The organism is Streptomyces sp. NPDC014764, assembly GCF_043082785.1.
GTDB lineage: Bacteria > Actinomycetota > Actinomycetes > Streptomycetales > Streptomycetaceae > Streptomyces > Streptomyces althioticus.
Genome location: NZ_JBIBXY010000004.1, coordinates 500,981 through 512,898 on the forward strand (window position 1 = coordinate 500,981; position 11,918 = coordinate 512,898).

An 11,918-nucleotide genomic window follows, 5' to 3' on the forward strand; every position below is an offset into this window, starting at 1 on the left:
CCTGATGTACGACCCCACAGTCGCCCGGCTCACCTACCGGGCCCTGCTCGGCCGTCGCCGGGCCCTCATCCTGGGCGCTCTGCCCCTGCTGCTGATCGTCATCTCGCTGGCGGTCCGCGCTCTCGCGGGCGCCGACGACCAGACCGCCGCGGACGTCCTCGGCGGGCTCGCGCTCGCCACGATGGTGCCCATCATCGGCGTCATCGCGGGCACCGGCGCGATCGGCCCGGAGATCGACGACGGCTCCGTGGTGTACCTGCTGTCCAAGCCGATCAAGCGGCCCACGATCATCTACACCAAGCTGATCGTCGCGATCGCCGTCACCATGGTGTTCTCCGCGGTGCCGACGCTGATCGCGGGCTTCATCCTCAACGGCAACGGCCAGCAGGTCGCCGTCGCCTACACGGTGGCGGCACTGGTCGCCTCCATCGCCTACGCGGCGCTGTTCCTGCTGCTCGGCACGGTCTCGCGGCACGCGGTCGTCTTCGGCCTGGTGTACGCGCTGATCTGGGAGGCGCTGTTCGGCTCCCTGGTGCCAGGCGCGCGCACGCTCAGCGTCCAGCAGTGGTCCCTCGCCGTGGCGGAGAAGGTGGCCGGCGGTGAACTGGTCACCTCGGACGTGGGCCTGACCACGGCGACGGTCGCGCTGGCCGCCGTCACGGTGCTGGCCACCTGGTACGCCGGCCAGAAGCTGCGCACGCTGACGCTCGCCGGCGAGGAGTGAGGGGCGCACGTCCCGACGTGTGAGAGGGCAGTGCCGCCGACACCGGCGGCACTGCCCTTCGTCATGTCCTGGGGTGATTTATTCGGTGGCGCCGGGCGGGCCGGGCCGGGCACAGTGAGGTGTCCGCATCGCCGGGAACCTCCCGGCGACCGTGAGCCGGGGAGGAGCGGGACCATGCCCATGCACGGCAGTACGTTCCGCTCCCGTCGGGGCGGCCCGAGGCGGACTCCGGAGTAATCCCTACTGCTCCGTGGAGTCCCCCCGAGGACCGCCCGGGGCGGCCGCTTCGAGCGCGCGCACACCGCGCGCGGGCCGCCCACCCGGAGGATTGGCCGAGTGGTAAGGCACCGGCTTGCTAAGCCGTGGTCGGGCGAGAGCCCGCGCACGTTCGATCCGTGCATCCTCCGCCGAACGCGTTTCACGTGAAACCGTCGAGCGTCAGCTCAGCAGACGCTCCAGCACCACCGCGATGCCGTCGTCCTCGTTGGACGCCGTCACCTCGTCGGCGACCGCCCGCAGTTCGCGGTGGGCGTTGGCCATGGCGACGCCGTGGCCGGACCAGGCGAACATCGGGATGTCGTTGGGCATGTCGCCGAAGGCGATCGTCTCCGCCGCCTTCACGCCGAGGCGGCGGGCGGCGAGCGACAGCCCGGTCGCCTTGGACAGCCCCAGCGGCAGCAGTTCCACGATGCCCTCGCCCGCCATGACGACGGTGACGAAACCGCCCGCGGTGCGCTCGGCCGCCGCGGCCAGCTCGTCCGAGGTCAGCTCCGGGTGCTGGATGTACAGCTTATTCAGCGGGGCCGCCCACAGGTCGGAGGCGTCCGTGAACGGCGTCGCCGGCAGCGACCCGATGACGTCGTAGCCCGGCCCCACCAGCACCTCGCCGTCCAGGCCGTCCCGGCTCGCCGCCAGGTGCAGCGGGCCGACCTCCGCCTCGATCTTGGCGAGCGCGACCCCGGCGAGCTGCCGGTCCAGTGTCACGGAGGTGAGCAGCCGTCCGGCGCCGGCGTCGTACACCTGGGCGCCTTGGCCGCAGACCGCGAGGCCCTGGTAGCCGAGGTCCTCGAGTATCGGGCGGGTCCAGGGCACGGCGCGGCCGGTGACGACGATGTGCGCGGCACCCGCCGCGGCGGCCGCGGCGAGCGCCTCACGGGTGCGTGCGGACACCGAGTGGTCGTCACGCAGCAGCGTGCCGTCCAGGTCGGTGGCGACCAGCCGGTACGGGAAGGAGGACGACGCGCCGCTCACTTGGCGACCGGTTCCAGGATTTCCCGGCCGCCCAGGTAGGGGCGCAGCACCTCGGGCACGCGGACCGAGCCGTCGGGCTGCTGGTGGTTCTCCAGGATCGCCACGATGGTGCGCGGGACGGCGCACAGGGTGCCGTTGAGCGTGGCCAGCGGGCGCACCTTCTTGTCCTCGCGCACCCGGATCTGCAGGCGGCGCGACTGGAACTCGGTGCAGTCCGAGGTCGAGGTCAGCTCGCGGTACTTGCCCTGGGTGGGGATCCACGCCTCGCAGTCGTACTTACGGGCGGCCGAGGAGCCCAGGTCACCCGAGGCGACGTCGATGACGCGGAACGGCAGCTCCAGCGACGTCAGCCACTGCTTCTCCCACTCCAGCAGCCGCCGGTGCTCCTCCTGGGAGTCCTCCGGCGCCACGTAGGAGAACATCTCCACCTTGTCGAACTGGTGGACGCGGAAGATGCCCCGGGTGTCCTTGCCGTGCGAGCCGGCCTCGCGGCGGAAGCAGGGCGAGAAGCCCGCGTAGCGCAGCGGCAGCTTGTCGGCCTCCAGGATCTCGTCCATGTGGTAGGCGGCGAGGGCCACCTCGGACGTGCCGACCAGGTACAGGTCGTCCTTGTCCAGGTGGTAGACGTCCTGCGAGGCCTGGCCGAGGAAGCCGGTGCCCGCCATCGACTGGGGGCGCACCAGCGCCGGGGTCAGCATCGGCGTGAAGCCGGCCGCCGTGGCCTGCGCCATCGCGGCGTTCACCAGGGCCAGCTCGAGCAGCGCGCCGACACCGGTGAGGAAGTAGAAGCGGCTGCCGGAGACCTTGGCGCCGCGCTCGACGTCGATCGCGCCGAGGCGCTGGCCGAGCTCCAGGTGGTCCCTGGGCTCGAAGCCCTCGGCGGCGAAGTCGCGGATGGTGCCGTGCGTCTCGAGCGTGACGAAGTCCTCCTCGCCGCCGACGGGCACGTCGGGGTGGACGAGGTTGCTCAGCCTGAGCAGGAGCTCCTGGGTCTCGGTGTCGGCGGCGTCGCGCTCGGCGTCGGCGGCCCTGACGTCGGCCTTGAGCTGTTCGGCCCTCTTGAGCAGCTCGCTCTTCTCGTCGCCGGTGGCCCGGCCGATGAGCTTGCCGAGCGACTTCTGCTCGGCGCGCAGCTCGTCGAAGCGGACGCCGGACGACCTGCGCCGTTCGTCGGCAGAGAGGAGGGCGTCGACGAGCGCGACGTCCTCTCCACGGGCGCGCTGCGAAGCGCGCACACGGTCGGGGTCCTCACGGAGCAGGCGAAGGTCAATCACGCGGTCAAGGCTACCGGTGTGGGGTGAGGGCTCACGACTCACTATTGGGATGACGGGTCCCGTGTCCCTTTACTGAGGAATTATCCGTTGTGTTCCTCAAGGTCAATAAAGGGGGTGTGACCGCTTGAAAGAGTCGGTCGCAGGGCTCAGGGTTGACCGGAAACCCTTGTGCGGAAGGGGACTTGGAGCCGCGCTGTCCACAGCTGTCCACACCGCACGAAAAGTTATCCACAGCCTGTGGGGAAGATCTGTGGATGCCGGAATTGATCACTCCGAAACGCCCGGCCGACGGCGGGCATTCACCGCGCGAACTCGCTCTGCCGCCACTTTCGAGTGGAAAGCCCTCCCTCTAAAGGATTGATCCCTTCAAAAAGGTGGACGAAGGGTGAGGTGCGACGCAATGAACGTGATCATGGCCTGTAGGGCGATTTGTCGACCGAAGACCGCCTAGGTGTCGACTTGTCCCCAGGTCGAGAAGCGGACCTGTGGATAACTTCTGTGGATAACGACAGTCGGCAGGTAGGACCGGCGGCGGACCGGTCAGAACCGGCCGTCCTGGCAGCGTGCCACCCAGTCCGCGGCCCCCACGAACTCCTCGTCCGACGTCCCCGGGAACGGCGCCCGCACCTCGCCCGGCTGCACGTCCGCCCTCGGGTACGAACCGAGATAGCGCACCTGGAGGCAGATCCGCTTCAGCCCCATCAGGGCCTCCGCCATCCTGCGGTCCGAGATGTGTCCCTCGGCGTCGATGCAGAAGCAGTAGTTGCCGATGCCGGCGCCGGTCGGCCGCGACTGAAGCAGCATCAGGTTGATGCCCCGGGTGGCGAACTCGCCCAGCAGGTCTCGCAGCCCGCCCGGGTGGTCGTCGCGCTGCCACAGCACCACCGAGGTCTTGTCCGCGCCGGTCGGCGCCGCAGGTCGCGCGGGCCGGCCCACCAGCACGAACCGGGTCTGGGCGTTCTCCGCGTCGTGGATGCCCGTCTCCAGCGGCTCCAGCCCGTACCGGGCCGCCGCGAACTCACCGGCGAAGGCCGCGTCGTACCGGCCCTCCTGGACCAGCCGCGCGCCGTCCGCGTTCGAGGCGGCCGACTCCCACAGTGCGTCGGGCAGGTGGGTGCGCAGCCAGTTGCGCACCTGCGGCTGAGCGGCCGGGTGCGCGGTCACCGTCTTGATGTCCGACAGCTTCGTGCCCGGGCGGACCAGCAGCGCGAAGGTGATCGACAGCAGCACCTCGCGGTAGATCATCAGCGGGGTGCCCGCGACCAGCTCGTCGAGGGTGGTGGTGATCCCGCCCTCCACCGAGTTCTCGATGGGAACGAAAGCGGCCTCGGCCTCGCCGGCGCGCACCGCGTCGAGCGCGGACTGCACGGACACGTACGGGACCAGTTCACGCGTGGCCGCCTCGGGAAGCGTGCGCAGAGCGACTTCGGTGAAGGTGCCCTCTGGGCCGAGATACGCATAGCTCGCTGGCATGACCTCACCCTAATGGGCTCACGCCGACGGCCCCTCCCGAGAGAGCTCCGGAGGGTGACTCCGGACGATTCTCACCCCTCCAGCAGCGCCTGACCCACATACTCGCCCTCCGCAGCCCCGCCCGGGACCGCGTACAGTCCGCTCGCCTCGTGGCGGATGAACGGCGTCAGTGCGTCGCCCCGGTCGAGCTTGCGCTGCACCGGCACGAAACCGCGCAGCGGGTCCGCCTGCCAGCAGACGAACAGCAGGCCCGCGTCCGGAGTCCCGTCCGCGTCGATGCCGTCGTGGTAGGAGAACGGCCGGCGCAGCATCGCGGCCCCTCCGTTCTGGTCGGGCCTGGTGATCCGTGCATGTGCGTTGATGGGGACGGCCAGGTTGCCCTTGGCGTCGGTCTTCTCCAGGTCCATCCCGGTCGTCTCGTCACCACCGGAGAGCGGGGCGCCGTCCGCCTTGCGCCGCCCGATGACGCCCTCCTGCTCCCTGAGCGGCAGCTTCTCCCAGTCGTCCAGCAGCATCCGGATCCGGCGGACGACCACGTAGGAGCCGTTCGCCATCCAGGCGGGCTCGCCCTGCTCCGGCACGAAGATCCGCTCGTCGAAGTCCGGCTCCTCAGGCTTCGGGTTGCGGGTTCCGTCGACCTGGCCCATCAGATTGCGGGTGGTCATGGGGCGGGCGGTGGCGCCCGGTGAGCGGTTGAAGCCGTTCATCTGCCAGCGCACCCGGGCCGCCGCGCCCGCGTCCTTCTGCACCGCACGCAGGGCATGGAAGGCCACGAGGGCATCGTCGGCGCCGATCTGCACCCACAGGTCCCCGTTGCTGCGGGCCCGGTCGAGGCGGTCGGAGGAGAAGGCGGGCAGCGGGTCCAGGGCGGCCGGACGCTGCTTCTCCAGCCCGGTGCGCGCGAAGAAGCTGTGCCCGAATCCGAACGTCAGGGTCAGCGAGGAGGGCCCGGCGTCACGGGCCACGTCGCTGTCGCCCTCGGCGTCGAACTGCCCGGCCATCAGCCGACGGGCGGTGTCGGACCAGCGGCGCAGCAGCGCGGCCGCCTCCCTGCGCCCGGCGCCGGGCGCAAGGTCGAAGGCGAGGAGATGGCCGCGTGACTGGAGCGGGTCGGTGATGCCCGGCTGGTGTTTCACGTGAAACGGCACCTTCGAGGCGCCGACCGAGGTGAGCGGGGTGGCGCCGGAGGGCGCCGCCGCGTACCCGACGGCACCGCCGGCCGCCCCGAGCACAAGCCCGGTGGCGCCGGCAGTGCCGAGCAGGCGTCGCCGCGAGATACCCGTCCCGGAGGCGGCGGATTCCGCCGAGGACTCCTCCTCAGGGGTGCGGGTCTGCGACAGGGAAGGGTCAGCCATGGTGGTTCAGCCGATCTGAGCGTTCTTGGAGACGGTCACCTGGTCGATGTCGGAGGTCCGCACGGTCACCTCGACCTTCCAGTCGCCCGCCATGGGGATCTGCACCCGGCTCGCCGACCAGTGTCCGGTGGTGATGTGGTCGGGTGCGACGGGCAGCGGACCGATGTCCTGGGCGGCGAGGGTGAGCGCGATCTTCACCTCGGGCACGTCGACGGGTGTGCCGTCCGGTCCCTCGACGTAGACGTGCAGGGCGTTGTCACCGGCCTGGGCGGGGTCGAGGTCGACCGAGACGACGCCCTTGCCGTTCCTGCCGCCGGTGTCGAACGGCATGGTCAGGCTCACCGCGCCGCTGCCCTGCCCGGTCGCCGAGGCCGAGGACGAGGTGGCGGAGGCCGCCTTCGCGTCCTGCTCGGTGCGTCCCGGCTCGGTCTGTGTCAGCACTGTGGTCACGGCCAGCAGGACGACGGCGACGCCCGCCTCGGCGAGCACCGAGCGGCGCAGTCCGAAACGGTTCGGGTCGGCGTCCCGCAGCCGCTTCTGCCGGGCGGCCTCCGCCGCGGCCCGCTGCCGGGCGAGCTGGGCGGCCCGCACGGAGTCCTGTCCGGCCTCGGCCTTCTCCGCATCGGACACCGCGACCGCCTGGGACGCCTCGGACACTTCAGAAGTCCCGGACGCCTCGGCAGGGGCGGTGCCGGCCGGCTGCTTCTCCTCCTCGGCCTGTTCGGCCCGCGTGGCCCCCTTGACCAGCTCGGTCGCCTCGGCCAGCACGGCCCTCTCGGTCTCCTCGGTCCTCTTCGCCTCCTCGTTAGCCGCCGAGACGCGTGTGTCGGCCAGCCGCTGTGTCCAGCGGCGGGACAGGAAGGCGACGGCGACCATCACGGCCACCAGCGCGATCTTGACGAGGAGCAGCTGCCCGTACCGGGTGTCGGTGAAGGCGGACCAGGAGCCGAGCTGCCGCCAGCTCTGGTAGACGCCGGTGACGGCCAGCGTCACCACGCTGCCGAAGGCGAGGCGGGAGAACCGCCGGACGGCGTCCCGCCCGACCGGCGTCTCCGCGGGCGCGCGGTAGAGCGCGACGAGGAGTGCGGTGAGTCCGCCCAGCCAGGCGGCGACCGCCAGCAGGTGCACCACGTCGACCGGCATGGCCACGCCCGCCTGGAGACCCTGGGAGGCGTGCTCGGACATGGCCCAGCTCGCGGCCAGCCCGGCCGCGACGACCGTCCCGCCGAGGGCCAGCCCGAAGGTCAGGTCCCGCTTGTCCGGCCCCCCGCCGTCACCGTCGCCGTCGTTCCCGGCGTCGTTCCCGCCGTCGTTCCCACCATCGCCCTCGGCGGCTCGGTCAGGATCGCCGGCACCCGCCGAGCGGGCGTAGGCCCCGAACAGCACGGCTATGAACAGCGCCGCCGCCGCGAGCAGCAGCAACCGTGACACCAGGGCCGCGCCCGTCTTGGTCTGGAGCACGTCCCCCAGCAGCTCCAGGTCGAAGACGTCGCCGACCTTGCCGGAGGTGGTGTAGGAGCCGCGCAGCATCAGCAGGCCCAGGGTCGCCGCGGTGAGCGCGAGCCAGCCGGAGACGACCAGACGCTGGACCGCCCGCACCCGGGCGCCCGGCGCCCAGCAGGCGAGGACGAAGGCGGCGCCGCCCGCCAGGACGACGAAGCCCGCGTAGGAGACGTAGCGGCCGAAGCCGTAGAGCCACCCCACGAGGCCGTCGTCGGAGCCCTGAGCGGAGACCGAGACGGTGGTCTCCGAGGGGGCGCCGATGGAGAAGGTGAAGGCGCCGGCGACGGGGTGGCTGTCGGCGGACACCACCTGGTAGGCCACCGTGTAGGTGCCGTCGGGCAGCCCGCTCACCAGCCGCACGCTGTACGTGGTGCCGCTGGGGTGGGCCGGGTCGCCCTTGTCCACCCGCTCGCCCTTGGGGTCGAGCACCCGCACGGAGTCGTCGCTCACCGCGACCGGCTCGGAGAAGGTGAGCGAGACCTGTGGGGGCGCGGTGTCGACCACCGCCCCCTGCGCAGGGTCGCTGCCGGTCAGCGCGGCGTGCGCGGAGGCGGGAGCGGCCCCGGCGAGGAGCGCGCCGGCGACGGCCAGGATCAGCAGCACCAGGGTCCGTACGCGGGGGGCGATGGTCTGGGTCACAGGGGTGTCTCCCTCAGTGTCCGGTCGTCGGGCGGTAGGTGGCCGGCTTCACCGGGAGCTCGACCGTGACGGGGTCGGAGTGGGCGAAACGCAGTTCGACGGAGACCTTCTGACCCTGCTTCGGCTTGCGCTTCAGCTGTTCGAACATCAGATGGTTGCCGCCGCTCTCCAGCACGAGGCTGCCGTGGGCGGGGATGTCGAGGGACTCGACCTCCCGCATCGCCCCGTCGACGGTCTCGTGCACGGTGACCTGGCCGGCGACGTCACTGCTGACCGAGGTCAGCCGGTCCGCGGCGCCGCCGTCGTTGGTGATCGTGAGGAAGCCCGCCGCAAGGTCCGACACGGGTTGGGGCATGTACGCGGCGCCGACCGACAGCCGTGCCGAGCCGTCGTCCGAACCGCCGCACGCGGTCAGGGCGAGCGCGCCGGCCAGGACCAGGGCGGCGGCCGCGCGGTGCCTCACGGGTTCTCCCCCTTGATGATCCTGGGGAGGTCCTGGGTGTAGTCCTCCACGGTGGCGTCCTCGCCGTAGAGGACGTAACCGCCGTCCGTCTTCGGGGAGAAGGCGATGACCTGGGTGCCGTGGTCGGAGACGGTCTTGCCGTTGTCGTCCTTGCGCGGCGGGTCGATGGAGATGCCGAGGGTGCGGGCGCCGGCCTGGATGGTGGCGAAGTCACCGGTCAGACCGACGACCTGGGAGTCGATGCCCTTGAGCCACTTGCCGAGCTCGGCCGGGGTGTCCCGCTCGGGGTCGGTGGTGACGAACACGATCCGCAACTGGTCCTGCTGCTCCTTCGGGAGCTGCTTCTTGGCCACCGCGAGGTTGTTCATCGTCAGCGGGCAGACGTCGGGGCAGTGCGTGTAGCCGAAGTAGATCAGCGTGGGCCTGCCCGCGGTCTGCTCACGGAAGTCGTACGGCTTGCCCTGGGTGTCGGTGAGGACGAGGTCGGGCTTCTCGAAGGGCTTGTCGAGGACGGTGGCCGCCTTCTGTCCGCCGGTCTCCTCGGACACCACGGAGACGGGCGAGCCGCTGTCGCCGTCGTCGCCGCCGCAGGCGGTGAGGGTCAGCGGGACGACGGCGAGCAGAGCTGCCGCCGCGAGGGTCTTCTTGCGCATGGATGGTCCTGAAGGTGGGTGTGCGGCGCGCACCGGGAGGCCGCGGGCCGGGCCCGGTGCGCGCCGTGAAGAGGGGAAGGCTCAGGCGGAGCGCCGGCGCCCGGCGAGCACGCCGTACGCGACGCCCGCGGCGCCGACCACGATGCCGACGACGCCCAGCACGCGGGCGGTGGTGTCGGTGCCGCCGGAGTCGCCGGACGCGGCGGTCGTCTCGGCGGAGGCCTGCTCCGCGTCGTCGGACGCCTTGTCGTCAGCGGCGGCGCCGTGTCCGTGGCCGTCCTCGGCGGGCGCGGACAGGGTCAGCACCGGAGCCGGGTTGTCGGGCTCGTCCTGGCCTTCCTGCGGCACCTCGATCCAGCGGACGACCTCCTTGTTGGAGTACGTCTGCAGGGCCTTGAAGACGAGCTGGTCGGTGTCCTCGGGCAGCGTGCCGACGGACACCGGGAACTTCTGGTAGAAGCCCGGCTCGATGCCGTCGCCCTTGGCGGTCCAGGTGACCTTGGTGACGGCCTCGTCGATCTTCTTGCCGTGCACCTCGAGCGGCTCGGTCAGCCGCGACTTGGTGACCTTGATGTCCCAGCCCTCGACGGGCTGCGGCAGCACGGACGACAGGGGGTGGTCCGACGGGAAGGTGACCTCGAGCTTGGTGGTCGAGGCGTTGTCCCGCTCGTTGGGGACCTTGAAGCCGACGACCGCGTAGCCGCCCTTCGCGGCCTCACCCTCGGGCTGCACGCTGACGTGCGCGAAGCAGGGGGTGGACACGGCAAGGACGGCGGCGCCGGCGACGGCACCGGCGGCGGCGATACGGGAAGCCTTCATGGCAGAAGCACTCCGCTTCGTAGAGGTTTCACGGACGGTGAGGGATACGCGGCGCGGACGGCGGTCGCTCCGCTCGGCGGGGACGACGGCCGGGCGCACGCGGCGGGACCGGCGCACACGCGTGCCGCACGGAGGCGTCCCTCGTTCCGTCCGGAACCCCGGACCGGTGGGTCGCCCCGCGTCAGGCGGCGAGCGCGAATGCGGAGGAGGAGGCCGGGGGGCCCCGGCGGATCACCGTGTGGTGCAGAGCCGCGTAGCGCGGGGGAAGCGGTGGGAGCAGCGCGGTGCGCGGGGTGACCGGGCCGGCCTCGGGAGCGCCGGGGAGTCCGGCGCGCAGGGCCCGCACCAGGGCGAGTGCCCCGCGCAGCGACCGCACGAGGGCGCCTTCGGCGACGCCCTGCGCGGACAGCTCGGCCAGACGCAGCAGCGCCAGGTCGCCCCGGCGCAGCAGCCATCCCGCGACCGTCGCGGCGAGGACATGGCCGAGCAGCATCGGCAGCGACGGCAGCAGCGACCCCGCGGGGCCCGCCGCCACGGCATCGGCTCCGTGGGCTCCGGCCCCGTGCGGCAGGATCCGGGCGTCGGCGAGGAGCCGTTCCGCCTGGGCCGGGCTGATCGTGCCGGGACCGCACCACAGACGGGCGGCCTGGGCGACCAGCGCGGCGTCGGACGAGCCCGCGCCGTGCTGCCCGAGGCCGAACAGCGTGTGCAGCGCGGTCTGCCCGCCGGCCAGCAGGGCGGTGATCACCGGCAGCGGGCGGGTGCGCCCGGCGAGCGGCACGGCGACGGCGACCGCCGCGAGGAACCCCGCGCCGAGCGTCCACAGCGGGACGGCGTCGCAGGAGGCGAGCGAGTGGCCTGCCCCGGCCAGCACGACGCAGACCGCGGCGAACACCGCGGCCCGCAGGATCCGGAGTCCTCGTCCGGCGCGCATCGTGCGCGGATAAGGGGCAGACATGGCGGCCTCATCATCGCACCAGCCCCGGGGGCGCCGTACGCCAGGTCCGCAAGATGAGGTACGACCGTAAGATCACCTGTGCGGTGCGGCGTCCCACATACACCGATCGGGTCCCCGGTACACCCGCCATATGGGCGGTGTCACGTCAACTTCGTGCTTACAGGTCACTACTCAGGGCAATACGTAACGGTATGTCGAGCCGCAGCCAGGAGGCTGGAGCATGAGCATCTGGTGGTCACTCCATCTGCGGCGCGATGCCGCCAGCGTGCCGCTCGCCCGGCGCCTGCTGCTCGGCACCATGGAGACCGCGGGCGTCGACCCCGAGATCTCCTACGACCTGTCCGTCGCCCTCAGCGAGGCCTGCGCGAACGCCGTGGAGCACGGCGGCGGTGCCGCACGCGATCACACCTCGGAGGCGTTCCGGGTGACCGCCTACCTCGACGGTGAGAAGTGCCGCATCGAGGTCGCCGACGCCGGCCCCGGCTTCCCCGCCGCCGACCCCCGCCCACGCCCCCGGCCCGTCCCCGCCGAGTCGGAGCACGGCCGCGGCCTGTGCCTCATCGAGCAACTGGCCGACCATGTCCACATCGGCAACAAACCGGGCCGCGGCGGTGCGGTGGTGAGCTTCGACAAGATCCTCAAATGGCGCGAGGACGCACCGCTGACGGCGGTCTAGCGCTGGTGCACACGACGAGGGGCCCCTCCCGGGTCCTTGGGTTCTAACGGTCCTCGCAACACCCGCGATCTGTGGGAGTTGCGAGGACCGTGGCCGTTGGACGCGATGATCTTGCGGGGATGCGGGAGCG

Annotated in this window: 11 protein-coding genes and 1 tRNA gene; 3 read left to right on the top strand and 9 right to left on the bottom strand. The window is 71.8% G+C overall.

Annotated elements, in window-relative coordinates:
* The first annotated feature begins 4 nt into the window (after positions 1-4).
* Positions 5-724, top strand: coding sequence for an ABC transporter permease subunit (locus ACF1AG_RS14155; protein ID WP_189897164.1), 720 nt, complete (start codon positions 5-7; stop codon positions 722-724).
* Positions 725-1,046: 322 nt separating this feature from the next.
* A tRNA-Ser gene (locus tag ACF1AG_RS14160) sits at positions 1,047-1,131 on the top strand.
* Between the two features lie 31 nt (positions 1,132-1,162).
* Here the strand turns inward: ACF1AG_RS14160 and ACF1AG_RS14165 are convergent.
* The 9 genes from ACF1AG_RS14165 to ACF1AG_RS14205 form a co-directional block, all read right to left on the bottom strand.
* Entirely contained in the window at positions 1,163-1,975 is an 813-nt protein-coding gene (locus ACF1AG_RS14165; protein ID WP_359600643.1) for an HAD family hydrolase, read from the bottom strand.
* On the bottom strand, positions 1,972-3,249 hold the full coding sequence (gene serS / locus ACF1AG_RS14170; RefSeq protein ID WP_359600642.1) for a serine--tRNA ligase: 1,278 nt from the start codon (positions 3,247-3,249) through the stop codon (positions 1,972-1,974). Before serS ends, ACF1AG_RS14165 begins: the two co-directional genes overlap by 4 nt.
* 540 nt (positions 3,250-3,789) lie before the next feature.
* Positions 3,790-4,722, bottom strand: coding sequence for a prephenate dehydratase (pheA, locus tag ACF1AG_RS14175; RefSeq protein ID WP_359600641.1), 933 nt, complete (start codon positions 4,720-4,722; stop codon positions 3,790-3,792).
* A gap of 71 nt (positions 4,723-4,793) precedes the next feature.
* Positions 4,794-6,077, bottom strand: coding sequence for an iron uptake transporter deferrochelatase/peroxidase subunit (efeB, locus tag ACF1AG_RS14180; RefSeq protein ID WP_359600640.1), 1,284 nt, complete (start codon positions 6,075-6,077; stop codon positions 4,794-4,796).
* Positions 6,078-6,083: 6 nt separating this feature from the next.
* Entirely contained in the window at positions 6,084-8,219 is a 2,136-nt protein-coding gene (locus ACF1AG_RS14185; protein WP_391809792.1) for a copper resistance protein CopC, read from the bottom strand.
* A gap of 13 nt (positions 8,220-8,232) precedes the next feature.
* Positions 8,233-8,682, bottom strand: coding sequence for a copper chaperone PCu(A)C (locus ACF1AG_RS14190; protein ID WP_359747646.1), 450 nt, complete (start codon positions 8,680-8,682; stop codon positions 8,233-8,235).
* The gene (locus tag ACF1AG_RS14195; RefSeq protein WP_359747644.1) at positions 8,679-9,335 is read right to left on the bottom strand and encodes an SCO family protein; all 657 of its coding nucleotides are present in this window, start codon (positions 9,333-9,335) and stop codon (positions 8,679-8,681) included. Before ACF1AG_RS14195 ends, ACF1AG_RS14190 begins: the two co-directional genes overlap by 4 nt.
* A gap of 81 nt (positions 9,336-9,416) precedes the next feature.
* The gene (locus ACF1AG_RS14200) at positions 9,417-10,154 is read right to left on the bottom strand and encodes a YcnI family protein (protein WP_387796111.1); all 738 of its coding nucleotides are present in this window, start codon (positions 10,152-10,154) and stop codon (positions 9,417-9,419) included.
* A 181-nt stretch (positions 10,155-10,335) separates the two neighbouring features.
* Complete coding sequence (locus ACF1AG_RS14205) at positions 10,336-11,112, bottom strand: hypothetical protein (protein ID WP_387796113.1); 777 nt, start codon at positions 11,110-11,112, stop codon at positions 10,336-10,338.
* A 220-nt stretch (positions 11,113-11,332) separates the two neighbouring features.
* Between ACF1AG_RS14205 and ACF1AG_RS14210 the strand changes: the two genes are divergently transcribed.
* Positions 11,333-11,788: an ATP-binding protein gene (locus ACF1AG_RS14210; RefSeq protein WP_359600634.1), complete on the top strand. Its 456-nt coding sequence runs from the start codon at positions 11,333-11,335 to the stop codon at positions 11,786-11,788.
* Positions 11,789-11,918 lie beyond the last annotated feature (130 nt).